Source organism: Brevundimonas sp. CEF1, assembly GCF_051353055.1.
In the GTDB taxonomy this organism is placed as follows: domain Bacteria; phylum Pseudomonadota; class Alphaproteobacteria; order Caulobacterales; family Caulobacteraceae; genus Brevundimonas.
On record NZ_CP195593.1, the window covers coordinates 1548176 to 1567140 of the forward strand.

The 18965-nt window shown below is 65.0% G+C and carries 21 protein-coding genes and 1 tRNA gene; 16 read left to right on the top strand and 6 right to left on the bottom strand.

The window, feature by feature from the left end:
- The first annotated feature begins 4 nt into the window (after positions 1 to 4).
- The 3 genes from ACR9FL_RS08080 to ACR9FL_RS08090 all read left to right on the top strand — a co-directional run bounded on the left by ACR9FL_RS08080 (position 5) and on the right by ACR9FL_RS08090 (position 2075).
- Positions 5 to 925, top strand: a complete 921-nt coding sequence (locus ACR9FL_RS08080; protein WP_297933695.1) for a hypothetical protein — start codon at positions 5 to 7, stop codon at positions 923 to 925.
- A gap of 97 nt (positions 926 to 1022) precedes the next feature.
- On the top strand, positions 1023 to 1664 hold the full coding sequence (locus ACR9FL_RS08085) for an ATP-dependent Clp protease proteolytic subunit (protein WP_003165321.1): 642 nt from the start codon (positions 1023 to 1025) through the stop codon (positions 1662 to 1664).
- Positions 1665 to 1754: 90 nt separating this feature from the next.
- Complete coding sequence (locus tag ACR9FL_RS08090; protein ID WP_436357967.1) at positions 1755 to 2075, top strand: hypothetical protein; 321 nt, start codon at positions 1755 to 1757, stop codon at positions 2073 to 2075.
- Between the two features lie 28 nt (positions 2076 to 2103).
- Here the strand turns inward: ACR9FL_RS08090 and ACR9FL_RS08095 are convergent, their stop codons facing one another.
- Positions 2104 to 2751 (bottom strand): HAD-IB family hydrolase, encoded by a 648-nt coding sequence (locus ACR9FL_RS08095; protein ID WP_436357968.1) that lies wholly within the window; start codon positions 2749 to 2751, stop codon positions 2104 to 2106.
- 193 nt (positions 2752 to 2944) lie between these two features.
- Between ACR9FL_RS08095 and clpX the strand changes: the two genes are divergently transcribed.
- From clpX to ACR9FL_RS08120, 5 genes are all read left to right on the top strand, one after another.
- Positions 2945 to 4213, top strand: a complete 1269-nt coding sequence (clpX, locus tag ACR9FL_RS08100) for an ATP-dependent Clp protease ATP-binding subunit ClpX (protein WP_105562269.1) — start codon at positions 2945 to 2947, stop codon at positions 4211 to 4213.
- 146 nt (positions 4214 to 4359) lie between these two features.
- Positions 4360 to 5271 (top strand): intradiol ring-cleavage dioxygenase, encoded by a 912-nt coding sequence (locus tag ACR9FL_RS08105; protein ID WP_436357969.1) that lies wholly within the window; start codon positions 4360 to 4362, stop codon positions 5269 to 5271.
- Positions 5272 to 5446: 175 nt separating this feature from the next.
- On the top strand, positions 5447 to 7846 hold the full coding sequence (gene lon, locus ACR9FL_RS08110) for an endopeptidase La (protein ID WP_436357970.1): 2400 nt from the start codon (positions 5447 to 5449) through the stop codon (positions 7844 to 7846).
- Positions 7847 to 7965: 119 nt separating this feature from the next.
- Complete coding sequence (locus ACR9FL_RS08115) at positions 7966 to 8241, top strand: HU family DNA-binding protein (protein WP_105562267.1); 276 nt, start codon at positions 7966 to 7968, stop codon at positions 8239 to 8241.
- Between the two features lie 41 nt (positions 8242 to 8282).
- Positions 8283 to 8359, top strand: a tRNA-Val gene (locus ACR9FL_RS08120).
- Positions 8360 to 8581: 222 nt separating this feature from the next.
- Here ACR9FL_RS08120 and ACR9FL_RS08125 read toward each other — a convergent pair.
- Positions 8582 to 8812 (bottom strand): hypothetical protein, encoded by a 231-nt coding sequence (locus ACR9FL_RS08125; RefSeq protein WP_296172253.1) that lies wholly within the window; start codon positions 8810 to 8812, stop codon positions 8582 to 8584.
- An 883-nt stretch (positions 8813 to 9695) separates the two neighbouring features.
- On the opposite strand from ACR9FL_RS08125, the gene ACR9FL_RS08130 reads away from it, so the two are divergent.
- Complete coding sequence (locus ACR9FL_RS08130; protein WP_436357971.1) at positions 9696 to 10196, top strand: pyridoxamine 5'-phosphate oxidase family protein; 501 nt, start codon at positions 9696 to 9698, stop codon at positions 10194 to 10196.
- Between the two features lie 189 nt (positions 10197 to 10385).
- On the opposite strand, the gene ACR9FL_RS08135 is transcribed toward ACR9FL_RS08130, so the two are convergent.
- Complete coding sequence (locus ACR9FL_RS08135) at positions 10386 to 11225, bottom strand: AraC family transcriptional regulator (RefSeq protein ID WP_436357972.1); 840 nt, start codon at positions 11223 to 11225, stop codon at positions 10386 to 10388.
- Positions 11226 to 11350: 125 nt separating this feature from the next.
- Here ACR9FL_RS08135 and ACR9FL_RS08140 point away from each other — a divergent pair, with 125 nt between their 5' ends.
- Positions 11351 to 12586 (top strand): MFS transporter, encoded by a 1236-nt coding sequence (locus ACR9FL_RS08140; RefSeq protein ID WP_436357973.1) that lies wholly within the window; start codon positions 11351 to 11353, stop codon positions 12584 to 12586.
- A gap of 204 nt (positions 12587 to 12790) precedes the next feature.
- Here ACR9FL_RS08140 and ACR9FL_RS08145 read toward each other — a convergent pair whose 3' ends face one another.
- Positions 12791 to 13006 (bottom strand): DUF6894 family protein, encoded by a 216-nt coding sequence (locus ACR9FL_RS08145; RefSeq protein WP_436357974.1) that lies wholly within the window; start codon positions 13004 to 13006, stop codon positions 12791 to 12793.
- A gap of 235 nt (positions 13007 to 13241) precedes the next feature.
- On the opposite strand from ACR9FL_RS08145, the gene ACR9FL_RS08150 reads away from it, so the two are divergent.
- The 5 genes from ACR9FL_RS08150 (at position 13242) to ACR9FL_RS08170 (ending at position 17119) form a co-directional block, all read left to right on the top strand.
- The gene (locus tag ACR9FL_RS08150) at positions 13242 to 13820 is read left to right on the top strand and encodes a DUF4142 domain-containing protein (RefSeq protein WP_436357976.1); all 579 of its coding nucleotides are present in this window, start codon (positions 13242 to 13244) and stop codon (positions 13818 to 13820) included.
- A 4-nt stretch (positions 13821 to 13824) separates the two neighbouring features.
- Entirely contained in the window at positions 13825 to 14280 is a 456-nt protein-coding gene (locus ACR9FL_RS08155; protein ID WP_297934775.1) for a hypothetical protein, read from the top strand.
- Between the two features lie 70 nt (positions 14281 to 14350).
- The gene (locus ACR9FL_RS08160; RefSeq protein WP_296172084.1) at positions 14351 to 14563 is read left to right on the top strand and encodes a hypothetical protein; all 213 of its coding nucleotides are present in this window, start codon (positions 14351 to 14353) and stop codon (positions 14561 to 14563) included.
- A gap of 151 nt (positions 14564 to 14714) precedes the next feature.
- Positions 14715 to 14954: a hypothetical protein gene (locus ACR9FL_RS08165; protein ID WP_296172082.1), complete on the top strand. Its 240-nt coding sequence runs from the start codon at positions 14715 to 14717 to the stop codon at positions 14952 to 14954.
- Positions 14955 to 15034: 80 nt separating this feature from the next.
- Positions 15035 to 17119, top strand: coding sequence for a catalase (locus tag ACR9FL_RS08170; RefSeq protein WP_296172080.1), 2085 nt, complete (start codon positions 15035 to 15037; stop codon positions 17117 to 17119).
- 12 nt (positions 17120 to 17131) lie between these two features.
- Here ACR9FL_RS08170 and ACR9FL_RS08175 read toward each other — a convergent pair whose 3' ends face one another.
- Entirely contained in the window at positions 17132 to 17635 is a 504-nt protein-coding gene (locus ACR9FL_RS08175) for a DUF4126 domain-containing protein (protein ID WP_296172079.1), read from the bottom strand.
- A gap of 143 nt (positions 17636 to 17778) precedes the next feature.
- Between ACR9FL_RS08175 and ACR9FL_RS08180 the strand changes: the two genes are divergently transcribed.
- Positions 17779 to 17994 carry a hypothetical protein gene (locus ACR9FL_RS08180; RefSeq protein WP_207821867.1) on the top strand — a complete coding sequence of 72 codons (216 nt, stop codon included), beginning with the start codon at positions 17779 to 17781 and terminating at the stop codon, positions 17992 to 17994.
- 124 nt (positions 17995 to 18118) lie between these two features.
- Here ACR9FL_RS08180 and ACR9FL_RS08185 read toward each other — a convergent pair whose 3' ends face one another.
- Positions 18119 to 18964 (bottom strand): Crp/Fnr family transcriptional regulator, encoded by an 846-nt coding sequence (locus ACR9FL_RS08185; protein ID WP_436357977.1) that lies wholly within the window; start codon positions 18962 to 18964, stop codon positions 18119 to 18121.
- Position 18965: the final 1 nt, after the last annotated feature.

Sequence of the window (18965 nt, forward strand, 5' to 3'; positions counted from 1 at the left end):
GGTCATGTATTCGGCTCTCATAGCGGTTATGGCCGCAGCGATCTTGGGAGGGGCGCAGCGCGATGCGGCGGTCGTCTCCATGCCTCAGGAGGGGACTGAAAGTCCGACGGTGCTCAAAGATGTCGAGGTCCGTGCCGGCGAACTGCAAACGCGAGCGGAGAATTTTGTCGCTTCGGTCGCAGCCCCTCCTCGGAATATGACGCTGGGACGCTGGAGCGAGGAGGTTTGCATCGGCGTGGCCAATGCGACTCCGGAGGCAGCTCAATACGTGATTGATCGTGTTTCCAGTCTGGCGCTGGATCTCGGACTCCGCATCGGCCAGCCGGGGTGTCGGGCGGACATCATGATCGTGTTTGCCGACGACGCCTCGGCTGTGGCGCAGAAATTGGTGCGAGAGAATCCGCAGGGGTTCCGACCGCCAGGCGTTCTCGCAACCTTGAGCGAGCCTGCGCTTGAGGCGTTCCAGGTCCGGGAAAGACCGGTGCGCTGGTGGAATGTCAGCTTGCCGGTGGAGGCGGACACGGGAAACAGTCCTGTCGTGATGACGGTCGGCGAGCATGGTAGCGGCTTCGAGGTTCCCATCTTGCACGTCCGAAGCATGTCGCGTCTGCGGAGCGGGTTGCGCAATGACCTGAAGCGCTCCGTCGTGATTGTGGACGCCTCTCGTTTGGAAGGGCGGAGTTTAGCCAGCGTCACCGACTATGTCGCCTTGGTCGCCCTGGCCCAGGTCAATCCAGATGTCGATGTGACGGGGCAGGACAGCATACTGACCCTCTTTGATGAACGATCGGCCGCTGACCGTTTGACGGAATGGGACATGAGCTATCTGCGCGCCCTCTACAGCGTGGATAGAGATCGTCGAAATCCGTCTCATGAACAACGGGAGATCGGCCGTGAAATGGTCTTGAGCTACGCTGGTCGCTAGGTTCGGTCGCCTCGCGTCTTGCATCACCCTGTCCTCGACGCGATATGATCGAGGCTAAGCGGTGCGACTCATGCGCGCCATGTATCCGAGAGACCCCATGCGCGATCCGATCGACTACATCTCCAACAACCTGGTGCCGATGGTGGTGGAGCAATCCAGCCGCGGCGAACGGTCGTTCGACATCTTTTCGCGCCTGTTGCGCGAGCGGATCATCTTCCTGACCGGTCCCTTCGAGGACGGCATGGCTTCGCTGATCTGCGCCCAACTTCTGTTCCTGGAATCGGAAAACCCGAAGAAGGAAATCAGCATGTACATCAACAGCCCCGGCGGTCAGGTGACCTCGGCGCTCGCGATCTACGACACCATGCAATACATCAAGTCGCCGGTCTCGACCGTGGTCATGGGCATGGCCGCCTCTGCCGGTTCGCTGATCCTGACGGCCGGTGAAGCCGGCCAGCGCATCGCCCTGCCGAACGCGCGGGTCATGGTCCACCAGCCCTCGGGCGGTTTCCGCGGCACGGCTTCGGACATCGAGCGCCACGCCGAGGACATTATCGCCACCAAGCGTCGCCTGAACGAAATCTATGTCCAGCACACCGGCCGGACCTATGAGGAAGTCGAGCGCACCCTGGACCGCGACCACTTCATGACCGCCGAAGAAGCCAAGGCCTGGGGCATCGTCGACCACGTCTATGACAAGCGCACGCAGGCCGACGACGACGGCGTCAAAGCGCCCTGAGCCTGACGTTTAGGCTCTGAGATAAACGAGGCGGGGTCCGGCGACGGGCTCCGCCTCGAATCGTTTCAAGGCCCGTGCTATCAGGCCTTCATGCAGTACACGCGCGATTCCAAAGGCACGATCGAAGTCGACGGTGACATCTATGAGTGGGAGATTCGCCGCCAGCCTCAGCCCAAGTCGGGCGGGGTGTGGGAGGGAATGGCCGTCACCCTGCGCCTGGTCGACTTCAAGCGTGAGGCCATCATCCAGTTTCCGCCGCCGCTGCGTCCCAATGGGCGACCGGACGTTGAAAAGCAGCGGGTCAATGTGGATGCGGTGCGCAACGCCGTGGTCTCGGCGACGGAGGCGGGCTGGAACCCGACCTCGCGCGGCCGCGCCATGGTCTTTGACGTGGACGTCGACGGCCACTGACCGCCGGCACTGAGCGCCCGCTGATCTCTCAGGGTCGGCTGGTGAAGACCCGGAAGCCCTTTTCCTCGGCGATGGCGATCATTTCGGTGTCGCCGGAGGTGTCGCCGTAGGCGGCCGCCAGCATCATGTCGTCGCCGTAGGCTTCGCGAAGACGGCGCACCTTTTCCTCGCCCCGGCAGTTCGCGCCTGCGAAGGCGCCCGTGACGCGGTCCTGGGCGTCAAACACCAGTTGCGTGCCCAGCAGTCCCTCAGCGCCGAGTCTGCGGGCGAAGGGGGCGACGGTCGTTTCCGGCGAGGCGGTGACGATGACGCGGTGCGCGCCTTTCTCGCCCCAGGCCTTCCAGCAGGCGAGGGCGTCAGGACGCATGAAGCGGTCCCAGACCTGATCGGCATAGCGTTCTGCCTCGGCCTCCAGCGTCGCGCGCTCCACGCCGTGCAGGAATTCACGCACCGAGGCGGCCTTGATGCGTCCCCGGTCGCGGTCGCCCACATAGGCGGCGAGGGCGGGCGCCATCTTCGCCAGTCCGACGGCCCAGCCCGCTGCTCCAGCTCGCCAGCGCAGGAAGGCGGTGAAGCTGTCGCGAATCGTCAGGGTGCCGTCGAAGTCGAAGGCGACGATCTGGCGGTCCCCGACGAGGGACTGGCGAAACGATTGTGCGGCGCCCATGTCAGACATTAGCCTTGATCCCCTTAGAAACTGTCCTGTCCGTCCCTGTTCGTGCGTTGTCGCGTCGCAACAGGGTTGTGGCGGAACGTGTGATGGGTGATTGTCTTTTTTTGAAGACCTTCGTGCATAGATTCACGGATCAATGACGAGGTAAGCGCCTTCCGTCCCATGTCGGGCCGGATCGCGGGAGTGAGAAGGGTCTATGACCAAAGCCGCCGGCACCGACGCCAAAAGCACGCTCTATTGCTCGTTCTGCGGCAAGAGCCAGCACGAAGTCCGCAAGCTGATTGCGGGACCAACGGTGTTCATCTGCGATGAATGCGTCGAACTGTGCATGGATATCATCCGCGAAGAGCACAAGATCGCCTTCAAGACGACCAAGGACGGGGTTCCGACTCCGAAGGAGATTCGCGACGTCCTGGACGACTATGTGATCGGCCAGAGCCACGCCAAGAAGGTGCTGAGCGTCGCCGTCCACAACCACTACAAGCGCCTGAACCACGCGACGAAGAACAACGACGTCGAACTGGCCAAGTCGAACATCATGCTGATCGGGCCGACCGGCTCGGGCAAGACGCTGCTGGCCCAGACGCTGGCGCGCATCATCGACGTGCCCTTCACCATGGCCGACGCCACGACCCTGACCGAAGCGGGCTATGTCGGTGAAGACGTCGAGAACATCATCCTGAAGCTGCTTCAGGCCTCGGACTACAACGTCGAGCGTGCCCAGCGCGGCATCGTCTATATCGACGAAATCGACAAGATCTCGCGCAAGTCGGACAACCCGTCGATCACCCGCGACGTGTCGGGCGAGGGCGTGCAGCAGGCCCTGCTGAAGATCATGGAAGGCACCGTCGCCTCCGTGCCTCCGCAAGGCGGCCGCAAGCATCCGCAGCAGGAGTTCCTGCAGGTCGACACCGCCAACATCCTGTTCATCGTCGGCGGCGCCTTCGCCGGCCTTGAAAAGGTGATCTCGGCCCGTGGGGCAGGGGCCTCGATCGGCTTCGGCGCCAAGGTCAAGGAAATCGACGAACGCCGCACGGGCGACATCCTCAAGGGCGTCGAGCCGGACGATCTGATGCGTTTCGGTCTGATCCCCGAGTTCATCGGCCGTCTGCCGGTTCTGGCGACGCTGGAAGACCTGGACGAGGCGGCCCTGGTCACCATCCTGACCGAGCCGAAGAACGCCCTGGTCAAGCAGTACAAGCGCCTGTTCGAGATGGAGAACGTGACGCTGACCTTCACCGACGACGCCCTGTCGGCGGTGGCCAAGAAGGCGATCACCCGCAAGACCGGCGCCCGCGGCCTGCGTTCCATCCTGGAAGGCATCCTGCTGGAGACCATGTTCGAGCTGCCCACGTTCGAGGGCGTGGAGGAAGTCGTGGTCAACGCCGAGGTGATCGAGGGCCGCGCCCAGCCGCTGCTGATCTACTCGGAAGCCTCCAAGAAGAAGGCTGACGGCGCCGCCTGATAGGGCGCTCCTTAAAGCCTGAAATGAGCATTCGGCCCCGGAACACGCTTCCGGGGCCGTTTTCTTTGGTGATTTCCTCCGTCGGCGCGGCGGAAAGGGGCTGGATGGGCGTTGCAGGAGTCTCACAGGCGCATCAGGAGGCCAGCGTGACGAGCGACAGCCGTATTTCGATCCTTCCCAGCTCCAGGCTGACCCGCCGCATGGCGCTCAGCGGGGCCTTGGTCGGCGGCGTGGGCCTGAGCAGCGCCTGTCGCGGTCAGGAGCAGGCGGTCGAGGCGGCGACCGCGACTGGCATGTGCCGCGTCACGCCTCAGGTCACCGAGGGGCCCTACTGGATCGATCCCAAACTGGAGCGGTCGGACATCACCGAAGGCCGGGCCGGCGTGCCGCTGCGTCTGGCGATCACGGTGCTGGACGCCGCCACCTGTCGTCCGTTCGAGCGGGCGCGGGTCGATATCTGGCATTGCGACGCTCAGGGCGTCTATTCCGGTTTCGACAACCAGCCGGGTTACGGCTCGACCGTGGGGCAGACCTTCCTGCGTGGGCATGTCTTCACCGACGCGGACGGGGTCGCGCGGTTCGGCACCATCTATCCTGGCTGGTATCGCGGTCGGACGCCCCATATCCACGCCAAGGTCTTTCTGGACGACGGCGGGGTAGAGAACCTTCTGACCTGTCAGCTGTTTTTCCCAGACGCCTTGAGCGAGTTCATCTTCGTCAATGAGGCCGCCTACAAGCGGGACGAGGCGCGCGACACGCTGAACCGCTATGATGGGATCGCCCAGCAGCAGGGCTACGCCAACTTCGGTGCGATCAGCGAACAGGCTGACCATTACGCCCTGAGCCTGACCTTGGGCGTTGATCGCACGGCACGCAGCACCGAGACGCACATGGGCCCGCCGGGCGGCCCGCCGCCGGGAGGGGCGGGGCGAGACCGTCCGCCAGGCCCCCCGTCGGGCGGCGCAGGCGGTCGCATGGGCGGTCCTTCGGCCCAGACCCTCACCGAGGAGCAACGGCGTGACGCCCTGGCGCCGCGCGCCCGGAATGACGGCGCCTGATGCAGTCATATGTGGGCGGTTCCCTGGCGACGCTTGAACCGGGCGTCGTCTGAACCACATACTGAACGAAACGCCGCCGGAATCGGCGGGTCGTGTCGAGGGGCCAAGGCATTCGCGCCAGGGCGTTTCGGGACGACGGGCTGGAGATCCACGAAAGCCCTGGAAAGTACGCATCATGACCGAGAGCAAAATCCTCCCCGTCCTGCCGCTGAGAGACATCGTCGTCTTTCCGCACATGGTCGTGCCGCTGTTTGTCGGCCGCGAGAAGTCCGTGCGGGCCCTCGATGAGATCATGAAAGGCGACAAGCAGATCCTGCTCGCCACCCAGAAGAACTCTGTCGACGACGATCCGGCGGCGGACGCCATCTATCAGACCGGGGTTCTGGCCACCGTCCTGCAACTGCTGAAGCTGCCCGACGGCACCGTGAAGGTGCTGGTCGAGGGCAAGGGCCGCGCGCGCCTGGTCCGTTTCACTGATCGCGAGGACTACTACGAGGCCGAGGCCGTCGAGATCGCCGACGAAGAAGGCGACGCCTCGCAGAGCGAAGCCCTGCTGCGCGCGGTGATCGAGCAGTTCGAAAACTATGTGAAGCTGAACAAGAAGGTCCCGCCCGAGGCCCTCAGCTCCATCCCGCAGATCAACGACCCGTCCAAGCTGGCGGACAGCGTGGCCGCCCACCTGTCGGTCAAGATCGCCGACAAGCAGGGCTTGCTGGAAACCATCGAGGTGCCGGCGCGCCTGGAGAAGGTCTATGGCCTGATGGAGGGCGAGATCAGCGTCCTGCAGGTCGAGAAGAAGATCCGCTCGCGCGTGAAGCGCCAGATGGAGAAGACCCAGCGCGAGTATTATCTGAATGAGCAGATGAAGGCGATCCAGCGCGAGCTGGGCGAGACCGACGACACGCGCGACGAACTGCTGGAGCTCGAAAAGCGCATCCGCAAGACCAAGCTGTCCAAGGAGGCGCGCGCCAAGGCCGAGGCGGAGCTGAAGAAGCTGCGCAACATGTCGCCGATGTCGGCGGAATCGACCGTGGTGCGCAACTATCTCGACTGGCTGCTGTCCGTGCCGTGGGGCAAGGCCAAGACCAAGCCCATCGACCTGCAGAAGGCCGAGGACATCCTTGAAGAGGACCACTACGGCCTCGAGAAGGTCAAGGAACGGATCATCGAGTATCTGGCCGTCCAGGCGCGCACTGGCAGCCTGAAGGGCCCGATCCTGTGCCTGGTCGGACCTCCCGGCGTCGGCAAGACCTCGCTGGCCCAGTCCATCGCCAAGGCGACGGGGCGTGAATACGTTCGCATGTCGCTGGGCGGCGTGCGCGACGAAAGCGAGATCCGCGGCCACCGCCGGACCTACATCGGCTCCATGCCCGGCAAGATCATCCAGTCGATGAAGAAGGCCAAGACCACCAACGCCTTTGTCCTGCTGGACGAGATCGACAAGCTGGGCGCCGACTGGCGCGGCGACCCGTCCTCGGCCCTGCTGGAAGTGCTGGACCCGGCCCAGAACTCGACCTTCGGCGACCACTATCTGGAGGTCGACTATGACCTGTCGCAGGTCATGTTCGTGACCACGGCCAACAGCCTGAACATGCCGCAGCCCCTGATGGACCGGATGGAGATCATCCGGGTCAGCGGTTACACCGAGGATGAGAAGGTCGAGATCGCCAAGCGCCACGTCCTGCCCAAGCAGCTCAAGGACCACGGCCTGAAGGAAGGCGAGCTGATCGTCCCGGAAGAGACGATCCGGGAGCTGATCCGCTACTACACGCGCGAAGCCGGCGTGCGTTCGCTGGAACGCGCCCTGGGCGGTCTGGCGCGCAAGGCCGTGCGCGAGATGGCCAAGACCAAGGCCGTCTCCATCACCGTCGATGCGGCCAAGCTGGCCGAGTATGCGGGCGTGAAGAAGTTCCGCTATGGCGAGACGGGTTCCGAAGATCAGGTCGGCATCGTCACCGGTCTGGCCTGGACTGAGTTCGGCGGCGACATCCTGACCATCGAGGCGATCAAGATGCCGGGCCGCGGCCGCATGACCGTGACCGGCAACCTGAAGGAGGTGATGAAGGAGTCCATCTCCGCCGCCGCTTCCTATGTCCGCAGCCGTTCTCTGGCCTTCGGCGTCAAGCCGCCGGTGTTCGAGAAGACCGACATCCACGTCCACGTGCCGGATGGCGCCACGCCCAAGGACGGTCCCTCGGCCGGCGCGGCCATGACCGTGGCCATGGTCTCGGTGCTGACGGGCATCCCGATCCGCAAGGACATCGCCATGACCGGCGAGATCACTCTGCGCGGCCGGGTCACGGCCATCGGGGGCCTGAAGGAGAAGCTGCTGGCGGCGCTGCGTTCCGGCGTGAAGACAGTGCTGATCCCGCAGGAGAACGAGAAGGACCTCGAGGAGGTGCCGGAGAATGTGAAGTCGGCGCTGGAGATCATCCCGATCTCGACCGCCGACGAGGCGCTGAAGTGGGCCCTGACCGGCACGCTGACGCCAGTGGAATGGGACGAGGCGGCCGAGCCCTTGCTGCCCACGCCGCAGGCCGCGCCGACCCAGGACGGGACCGCCGTCAGCCACTAAGGCCGACGACATTCGGATCGAAAGCGCGCGGCCTGGGGAAACCCAGGCCGCGTTGCTTTTGACGTTCGCGTCAGGAAGGCCTTAAGTGCGCCCCTGGAATTTGCTGGGGAGCAGAACCAATGAACAAGACCGAGCTGATCGGCGTCATGGCCGAAGCGGCGGGCATTAGCCGCGACCAGGCCAAGCTGGCGCTGGAAGCCTTTACCGACAATGTGACCGCATCGCTGACGAATGGACGCGACGTGCGGCTGGTCGGCTTCGGCAGCTTCATCGCCGTCGAGCGCAAGGCTGGAACCGCTCGCAACCCGCAGACCGGCGAGGCCATCGCCCGCCCGGCGTCCCGCACCGCCCGATTCCGGGTTGGGGAAGGATTGAAAAGCGCCTTGAACGGCTGAACAGACACAGGCATGAAGCGCGTCTGACGCACGCGTCAAGAGGGCGGCTAGCTCAGCTGGTCAGAGCATCTCGTTTACACCGAGAGGGTCGGCGGTTCGAACCCGTCGCCGCCTACCATTTTCCCCTATAAAGTTCAGCGAGTTGCCGGAAATCGCGTAACGCCAATTGCTCTGAGTACGGAGCAATTTGAGGCAAGGGGGGCAATAGGGGGGCAGTTTCTGCGGATTTCGTTGAAACGTCCTGAAAGGGTTCTGGCCCCTTGGGTCCCGTTCGGACCCCAAGCAATTACCGCTTGAAGATAGTTTGCATGATCGGCGGGGGATGTTGTTGAGGCGCCGACTAGACGCCCGAGCCTGATCCATCGGCCCCGTCGAACCCAGTCGTGGCGATTGCTGCAGGGATTGAGGCCACGGTTTCATCGCCGTGGATCACATGCACCATGACGGCGCTAGCGTGCCGCGCCATCAGTTGCTTGGCTTCGCTGGTGGCGGCCTGGGCGCATTCGGCGTCCAGGACCTCGAGGTGTGAGGCGGTCGGGCCGCCAGTTTCGATCAAACAGAAGTAGACCACGGCAATCCTCTCAGACCAAAAGGCGGGAGTTTGCGGCGTGCGCCACCGGTCTCTTCCAGTTGCAGGCGCCTGGATGATCACGGCCCGCAATGCACCGAGGCTACACTGAAGAACGCTTGTGCGTCCTAACCTATGTTGGTCGCCAGATTGCGCTTTCGTGTTCCAGTGCCATTGTGAAGGTTGGGGTCGGTTTCCAGGCTCGGCGGTAGGACCTCTCCCCAACCCCTTTGCGCTATTCGCAATGCTTCAGGAGTGTCGATGAAGCGTTCTGGATGCAAGCTGCTGATCCTTATGATTTGCGCCACCGCCATCTTCACTCTGGTGAGCCTTGGCGTCCTCGCCCAAGGCATTATTGCGTTGGGATGAGAACCGCACCCGTCATACGGGCGTCGCTGGCTCCGGGACGCACAAGAGTATCCATCCGGTCATTTCGGAACGTCAGGATGACGATCGACGCTAATCCCCTATGACGGACCGCATTCCTGCCGATCAGGCTCGCAAGTCCACTCACTGGCAAAGGGGGAGGATGCTCATCCAACTCCCGTTTCGATTTGGAGATGACCGATGAACTTCGTTCTCTTCGGTCTTGGTGTTGTGTTCACCGCTATCGCCGTCGTCGCCATAAGACGGAGCAGGCGCAAGCCAGTCACGCCCAATCGCGATGAAGGTGACGACGACGGGGCGCCTGCGTCCACAGGGGACGACACCTGAAGTAAGGCCGAGGTGTATCGTCGAACCTCGCGATCTTATCTGCGCCTTGGCTGTGCCTTGAAAGCGTTTGATGGCGTATCCGCAGCGCCGGGTAGAGGCCGCTATGCCGCCTTATGTGCTCAGGAACCTGTTTCAGGCCGATCGGTTGATCGCTGACAAAAGGAGACGTTTCATGAGTGATCATCTGACTCCAGCCGAGGCGGAGACGGCGTTCTGGAAAAGCCTCAAGCAGTCCAATACGGGCATGCTCGGGATCGACCGACCAGGGTATCATCACCAGCCGATGACTGGATTTGGCGAGCCCGAAACCGGGACGATCTGGTTCTTCACACGCAACGACACGGACTTCGCTCGAGACGTCGCCGCCGGCGGTCAGATGGGAATGTTCTGCTACCAGGCCAAGGACGAGAAGCTTCAGGCCTGTATTCACGGGAGGCTGGCGATCGATCTGGATCGCGAGCGCATAGACCGCTTCTGGAACCCGGTCGTCGCGGCTTGGTATCCCGATGGAAAGGCCGATCCTCATCTGACCCTCATACGCTTTGATGCCGATGACGGGCGGGTCTGGGTTTCGGACACGGGCGTGCTCGGCTTCGGCTACCAGATTCTCAAGGCGAACCTGACTAAGAGCACGCCTGATGCTGGCGGCGTCGCGGACGTCAATCCGGGCTGACAAACCGTCGCAGGTGCCGCGAGAGAGTCCGATAGTTGGGCTTTCGACACAGAGGTCTGGTCCGCCCGCAGCCACTCGCGCGGCCTTGGCGACGGCGGGACAGGCTGAAGCGGCGCGCAGGAGCTTCAGCGCCGCATCTCGGATGGACCTGAGCCCGGCGGACCGGACCGCCGTGACGTCTCTACTGAACTAGGCGTCCGCCTCGGCGAGCTTTCTACGGGCTCGGGCTTGGGGGGCCGCACGTCCGGTCCGAACACTGGGGCCGGAATGGGGGAGATAGAGGCTCGGGGCGACCCCCACCTGGCGCTTGAACATGGTCGAGAAGTTGCCGGCTCCCTCGTAGCCGAGGTCAAGCGCGATGGTTGTGACGGCTTCGCCCGCCGCGAGCCGAGGCAGGGCGACGGCGAGACATGCCCTCTGCCTCCATTCTCCGAAGCTCAGTCCCGTCTCCTGTCGGAACAGACGCGTGAAGCGGCGCCGATTCATGGCGAGGCGGTCGGCGAAGCCGTCGATGGTGGCGTTTGCCTGGGGCCTGTTCAGAAAGGCCTGGCAGAGCTCGGCCAGGGCGGCGTGAGACGGGAAGGGGACGGCGAAGCCCGCCGGAGGCGCCTTGTCGATCTCGGTCAACAGCAGGCTCATGACGAGGCCGTCGCGGCCCGCGAGGTCGTATTCGGTGGGTACGTCGAAGGCTTCCAGAAGAAGCTGGCGCAGCAGCGGCGAGACGGCGACGACCTCGCAGGTCCTGGATCGGGCGGCGCATGCGCCGGCCTCGATCAGGACGCTGCGGGTTTGCACAGAACCGACCATCTTCACGGCGTGGGGCGTCTCGCCAGGTATCCAGACGCCGCGTTCCGGAGGCGCCACCCAGGCTCCGTGAGGCGTGCTGACCACCATGACGCCGCTGGCGGCGTAGAGAAACTGGGCCCGGCGATGGCGGTGCTCGCCCAGCTCGAAGGCGGGCGGGTATAGGCGGCCCAGAGCCACGACGGCTCTGGGGACTTCGTCCATGTCATCGCGTTGGAGCACCATGGATGGATTGTCCCAGACTCAGAACTGAATGTCTCGTCTATCGAAGTGGGATGCAGGTCAACTTGCTATAGCGGTCCATGAAGGGGTGGACGCGGGGCGTCGGCCCGATTGTATCGAGCGCGCTGATGACCATTCCGACAGACCTGACAGACGCCCAGCCGGTCCCCAATATGGCGACCTCGCCGCGTTTTCTGATCGGGATCGTCGGCGCCGTGGCCTTCGCCCACCTCCTCAACGACCTCATTCAGGCGGTCCTGCCCGCCATCTATCCGATGCTGAAGACGAAGTTCGCCCTGAGCTTCACCCAGATTGGCCTTGTGGCCCTGGTTTACCAGTTCACGGCGTCGCTGCTTCAGCCCTGGATCGGCATCTATACGGACAAGCATCCCAAGCCCTATCTGCTGCCCTGCGGGATGTTCGCCACCCTGATCGGGATCGGCCTGCTGACTACCGCCGGCAGCTTCGCCATGCTCCTTGTCGCCTCAGCGGTGATCGGGGTGGGGTCCGCCACCTTCCACCCGGAAGCCTCGCGTGTGGCCCGTCTCGCCTCCGGCGGACGGTTCGGCACAGCCCAGTCGACCTTCCAGGTCGGCGGCAACACCGGGTCGGCGATCGGGCCTCTGGTGGCCTCGCTGATCATCCTGCCCCTGGGCCTTACCGCTGTGGGATGGCTGGCGTTCGCTGCGGTGACGGCGATCTGGGTGCTCTTCGGCGTGACGCGCTGGCGGATCTGCAACCCCCACGCCATGGTCGCGGCCAAGACCCTGAGCGAAGGTCCCCAACTGAGCCGGGGCCGGATCATCGGCGCCCTGGCGGTCATCGCCGTGCTGATGTTCGCCAAATTCATCTACATCGGCGCCTTCACCAACTACTTCACCTTCTACCTCATCGAGCGGTTCGCCGTTTCGGTTCAGGATTCCCAGTTCCACCTGTTCGCCTTCCTGGCGGCCGTGGCGGCGGGAACCTTCGCCGGCGGCCCGATCGGCGACCGGATCGGCCGAAAGGCCGTGATCTGGCTCTCCTTCCTCGGGGCCGCGCCCTTCGCCCTGCTGCTGCCCTACGTCGATCTGGGGTGGACGACCGTCCTCTCGATCGCCATCGGCTTCATCATGTCCTCAGCCTTCGCAGCCCTGGTCGTCTATGCGCAGGAACTCGTCCCCGGCCGCGTCGGCCTGGTGTCAGGCCTGATGTTCGGTCTCATGTTCGGCATCGGTGGCATCGGCGCGGCAGGCCTCGGCCTGCTCGCGGACGCCAACGGCATCGTCTGGGTCTACAAGCTTTGCGCCGTACTGCCGCTGCTGGGCCTGATCACCGCCCTGCTTCCCGACATGAAGAATCTGGGAGCGGCGGGCCGAAGCTAGGAACGGGGCGAGCCTGGGCGTCCCTGCCTGAGAGGGGCCTATGTCGTCTTTCAGACATAGGGACCTGCGGGAGGTGAAGGACGTTAGATCTTTGCACTCTCCCTGGGAGGAGTCTGCAGGCGGCCGGCTTCGTGATTGCCCCCCTTTGGCGTAACCGGCCGCCTTCCTCCCGAAACTCCCGCTTTGCCGCGGCTGAGTGCGAGGTCAGGAAACCGAGGCCTCCACTCGACAGATTTCTCGCCCTGCGCATCTGACCACGACCTCGAGTGCGAAGGCTCCGCCGTCCCGGATGGGCTGCTCCCGCATCATCTCCGACAAGAACATGATGGCCTCACGGCGCGCGTCCCCGTCTGTTGCGGATACGCCCTGGAGGACCATTTCGGGCTCAGGCCCTCGAAGCGTGTAATCATAGGTCGCCATCGAAAAGCTCTACGCGCCGCGCGCCAAACCGTTCGTGGATGGCGGCTACCCGACACAAGGCCGAGAAGGCGTTGGAGCGTTGAGCGGCTCCAGGCTTCACTCAGGTTCCTGTGTCCTCTTCCCGACACAGGCTCCATCGCGGCGGGGCGGGAGTGAGAGAGGCGGACGGCCCTGAGGAGGAAACCCGATCGCCTGCGAGGCGCTTGAGGGATCACACATTCAGGAGATCACCATCATGCGTCGCGCCACGACCCTCGTCGCCTTTGCCGCTTTGGTCGCCGCCTGCAGCCCGCAGGGCGGGGAGAAAGCGGTCGACAAGGCCCAGGACGCTGTGTCCGCTCCTGTTGGACAGACGTCCGCCGCCACCATGGGGGCTAACCTGGCGAGCGCCTATGCGCCGTCCGCGGCCATGGGCGACATGTATGAAATCCAGGCGGCGGACATCGCGCTCGAGCGCGCGAAGCGAGCTGACGTCAAGGCTCTGGCGAGCATGATCAAGACCGATCACACAGCCGTCAGCACGGCCTTGAAGACAGCGGTCACGGCGGCGGCGCCTGATATCGTTCTCCCCACAGAGCTGGACCAGCGCCGCAAGGGTCTCCTCGACAATCTTCGCACCGCCGGCGTGAACGACTTCGACAAGGTCTATATCGATCAGCAGGTGGCGGCCCATGAGGAAGCCGTGACCCTGAACCGGGGCTTTGCGGACAATAGTGATGCGCCGGCCCTGGCGGCGCACGCCCGCACCGTCCTTCCCAAGATCGAGGCCCACCTTCAGAAGGCGAGGGATATCCAGACGGCCATCTCGGGATAGGCCAATGGCCCCGCGGCTGAAGGTCTTTGAATGGTCGGACGGCTTCCATCGCTTCACGGTGGCGGCTTCATCCCGTTCGAAGGCGCTGGCCGCATGGGGCATCCAGCAGGACATCTTCGCTTCAGGACTGGCGCGCGAGGCGGTGGAGACCGAAGACGAGGCTGCGGCGCGCGCCCGCCCGGGGACGGTGATCGAGCGAGGTCTCGCCGTGGACGTCGAGCAGATCGGCTCGCGACGGCCCCGCAGACGCGCGCCCGCGGGGCCGTCGCCGGCGCAAACACGGCGGATCGAGACCCTGGCGGTCGCGCTGCGGGACCTTGAGACATCCCATGCCGCGGCCTGCGCCCGGCTTGAGGAGGAAAGACGCAGGATCGAGGCCGAGTCGGGGGCGGCTGAGCAGAGGTTCAACAAGGAAAAGGCGGAACTCGTCCGGAAGCTGGAGGCCGCCAGAAAAGCCTGAGGAGTCCGCCGGACCCCGCGCTTCCCACCAGGGGAGCGAACTGCAGGGGATCCGGCGCCCGGAAAGCGCCATGCCCTATCTGGTCAGCTATGTGTGCAAGAATAACGACATGGCGACGAGCGTGTCAGACGAGGCGGCCGCCTTGCGACTGGCCGTAGCCTTCGAGGCTCAAGGCCTGGCCGGGGTCGCGATCCGGGACAGCCGCAGCGGGGAGGTCTACTCGATTCAGGCCTTCAGATCGTCCCGGCTTCCGGGCGGGTCGGGCAAGGCTCCCCTTGGCTGATCCTTCGTTTGCGGCCGCTTGTCGGGTCCCGCGAGGGGAGACGCGCTGCGGGCTTTGACTTCAGACGAGATCCGACGCCGCGCGCCGCCTCGGCCTCAGGGCTGGTGCAACGCCCCATCCGCCTTGCCGTTGTTCCTCCAGGGAGAAAGACATGAAGCATCTGACTGCGATGACGATCCTGGCCGTGCCGCTTCTCGCCCTCGGCGCTTGCGGAAGCCGCGACGCGGAGCGTGCGGCCCCTGAAGCCTCCTCGCTGGAGGCGGACGCGACGAGCGGCGTGGCGGGCGCAAATCCCGGTTCCACCCCGTCCACGGGGGTTGCCGACACCCCGGCCCGGCAAGTCGACCAGGCCGGGCAGGAGGGGGCGGTTGCACCGCCGCCGCAAAGATAGACGGGCGCTGGCCGCCTCCGCGCGCCCGCTCTTGCGGGCTTTCAACCCTGTCGCCGGACAACCTGACCGAAGGAAACCCCATGCCCAAGTCGCCCGTCGCAGACGCCCGCCCCGGTGAGGGCGGCGAACTCCACCAGACCGCCTCCACGCCTGAAGCCCGCCTTACGACAAACCACGGCGCGCCGGTCAGCGACGACCAGAACTCGCTCAAGCTTGGGCCCCGAGGTTCGACCCTGCTCGAGGATTTTGTGCTGCGTGAGAAGATCCAGCACTTCGACCATGAGCGTATTCCGGAGCGGATCGTCCATGCACGCGGATCGGCCGCCCATGGCTTTTTTGAACTCACCGAGAGTCTGGAAGACTACACAACGGCCAAAATCCTCACCGAGGTCGGAAAAAAGACAGAGGTCTTCACGCGCTTCTCGACGGTCGCCGGCGGCGCCGGTTCAGTGGATACGCCGCGCGACGTCCGGGGCTTTGCCGTCAAATTCTATACGTCCGAGGGCAACTGGGATCTGGTGGGCAACAATATCCCCGTCTTCTTCATCCAGGACGCGATCAAATTCCCTGATCTGATCCATGCCGTGAAGATGGAGGCGGACCGCGGCTATCCTCAGGCGGCCAGCGCCCATGACACCTTCTGGGACTTCATCAGCCTGATGCCGGAGAGCACCCATATGGTGATGTGGGCCATGTCCGACCGGGCCATTCCGCGATCGCTGCGCATGATCGAGGGCTTCGGCGTCAACACCTTCCGGCTGATCAACGCCAAGGGGGAGGCGACCTTCGTCAAGTTCCACTGGCGGCCCAGGCTTGGGACCCAGTCCACCTGCTGGGACGAGGCGGTCAAGATCGCCGGGGCCGACCCGGACTATCATCGGCGCGATCTGTTCGAGGCCATCGATCAGGGCGACTTCCCTGAATGGGAGTTCGCCGTCCAGCTGCTGAACCAGGCCGAGGCGGACGCCTTGCCGTTCGATATTCTCGACGCGACCAAGCTGATCCCGGAAGAGGATCATCCTCTGCGGGTCATCGGCCGCATGGTGCTGAACCGTAACCCTGACAACTTCTTCGCCGAGACCGAGCAGGCGGCCTTCCTGCCCACCAACATCGTGCCGGGCGTCGACTTCTCGGAGGACCCTTTGCTGCAGGGGCGGCTCTTCTCCTATCAGGACACCCAGCTGTCGCGGCTGGGGACCGTCAACTTCCATCAGATCCCGATCAACCAGGCCAAGGGCTGTCCCTTCCAGAACTTCCAGCGCGACGGCCATATGCAGACCCAGGTCTTCAAGGGGCGCGCCAACTACGAGCCGAATAGCCTGGCCGAGGCGGGAGAGGAGGGCGGGCCGCGCGAGGACCCGAAAGGCGGCTTCCGCACCGCCGCCGTGCCGATGGAGGGCGCGAAGGTCCGTCTGCGCGCCGAGAGCTTCGCCGATCACTACAGCCAGGCCCGGCTCTTCTTCCGCTCGCAGACGGAGATCGAACAGGCCCACCTGGCCAGCGCCCTCGTATTCGAACTGTCGAAGGTGACCCTCGAGCACGTCAGGGCGCGCGTCCTGGCCAATCTCCGCAATGTCGACGAGGATCTGGCCAAGCGCGTGGCGGGGGCCATGAACCTGCCTCTGCCCAAGGCGTCCGCGCCGGCCGCGACGCCCATCGACCTCGAACCCTCGCCGGCCCTCAGGATCGTCGGCAAGTATCCGGACAGCCTGAAGGGCCGCAAGGTCGCGATCCTGGTCGCTGACGGCTCTGACGGCGCGATCGTCGCGGCTGTCCGCAAGGCGGTGGAAGGCGACGGCGGCGCCGTCTTCATCGTCGCGCCCAAGATCGGCGGGGCGAAACTGGCGGACGGATCCCTTCTTCCCGCTGACGGCCAGTTGGCGGGCAGCCCGTCTGTCCTGTTCGACGCCGTGGCCGTCATCCTGTCGGGAGACGGATGCGCCCAGCTTCTGAAGGAGGGCGCGGCGGTGGACTTCCTCAGGGACGCCTTCGGTCACCTCAAGGCCATTGGCCACACGCGCGAGGTCGGCCCTCTTCTGGATCGGGCCGGGATCAAGTCTGATGAGGGGGTCGTCGACCTGTCTGCGGCCAAGCCGGGGGACTTCCTGCCGCCGGCCCGCACCCGGCAGTGGGCGCGGGAGCCAGCCGTTCGTACCCTGGCCTGATCCCTTTTCTGTTCAGGCGGAGGGCGGGTTTACCACCTCCCGCTGGACAGACGGCGTTCGACGTTTGGGACCTTCGCGAAGAATGAGGGTGGTTGCGGCCAGGGTCAGGAGGTCTTCGGCCAGGCCACTGCGTGTCTGGCCGAAACGGCGCATGGCGCGCTTGCGAAGCGCCAGGCCGGCATAGCCGCCCAGGATTGCGCCCGCGGCGCCCAGGGCAGCGGCGGATGCGCGTGAACTGCGAGGCGCCAAGGCGGCGCCCGCTATCCCTCCGGCGAACAGCCTGGCCGCCAGCCCGGGAGGGACGGTCCTGTCCGGTGCAGACCGCATCTTGTCGCCGAGCATTTCCCCGATCGCCAGAGCGCTGGCGGCGATCGCAGCGGACCTTTTGCCGATAACTGCTGGAGCGCCATTGTCGCGGGCGAGGCTGCCGGAACGCGCCGCCAGCGCCACGGCGGCGAGCGGCGTCATGGAGCGCTGGCCGGCGACCAGTCCGATAAGCAGGGGGCGAAGGTTCAAGGCGAGCTCCTTTTCGGTTTGGAGGGCCAGCGCCCGCAACGCCTGTGGGTTCCAAAGGCCCTGGACCTGACTTTGCGGCTCTGCGTCATCCGCTCAGGGAACCGTAGCCGTCGGCTTTCGCTCTCTCTTGCCACGGAGGAAACATGAACCAGATCCACGTTATCGAGCGCGCCTTTCAGATCGCCGACGAGAACCGCGCCTGCCTCAAGATTTCTGATCTTCAAGAAGCCCTGGCCCGCGAGGGCTACACGCTGAACGATTTCGCGCATCTCGACGGCTGGACCATTCGCGAGCAGTTGCGGGCTCGGATGAGGGCGCGTGCGGAGGCTCGCCCGGAGCTGAGAACCGCCCCCGCCTGACGTCGTTTCGCTCGGGCGGCGAAGGCCGTGGGCGCCAATCCAGCCCTCGAGGCTGGAAGGTCTGGGGACGTTGATCAAACGGGGGCTGGAGCCAGGCCTTGTAAGATTAGAGTCTGGCTGGGCCCTAGCCTGCGCGCGCCAATGGAGCCGAGGCGACCACGCCCTCCGGCTCGGCGACGTCGCGAGACGGTGAACCGGGATGCGCAGGCGACCAGGAGGCCGCTTCCGTAGCGAGACCTGTGCTCCGCACCGCCGACCGGGGTGTCGCTGAGACCGGCGCGACAGCTTCGCCGCAACCGCAGGAGGCCTGACGCAGGCCGACGAGATCGAGCACCTGGACCTTGCCTCGCCCGAAGCGCACGAGGTTCTGGCCCTGGAGACGGGCGGCGGCGGCGTTGACGCTGGTTCTCTGGACCCCAAGCATCCCCCCGAAATCAGCCTGGGTGAGAAAGAGCGGCGCGCCGTTTCCGCCGCAGTGGAGCCGAACCAGCCATTTGGCCAGCCTTTCGGGCACCAGGTGAGAGGCGTTGCACGCCGCCTCCGTCGCCAGGGCGTCAAGACGGGCGGTCGCATGACGCGCCACGAGACGGGTCAGCCATTCCCGGCCCATGGCCTCCACGAGGGGAGCGGCGGCGGCGCGGCAGACGACGGTGTCGATCAGGGCTCGCGCCTCCGGGCGACGGGCGCCCGGTTCAAGAGCCTGGTCCCAGCCGTGGACGGATCCGGCTGTCACCGCGGCCACGCAGATGCGGCCGCCGCCCGGGAAGAGGCCGACCACGCCCGAGAGGATGAAGTAGAGCCCGCCGTCGTTCGGCAGGACCTCGCCGGCCGCCAGCGACGCTCTGTGACCACAGGCCTCTATCCGGGCCTGAGCGTCAGCGGGCAGGGCCTGGAAGACCGGGTGATCCTGAACCTCAAGGCGAGAGCGAGGGGAAGAGGCCATGGCTGCTAGGCCGGTCGTGGTCTGCATG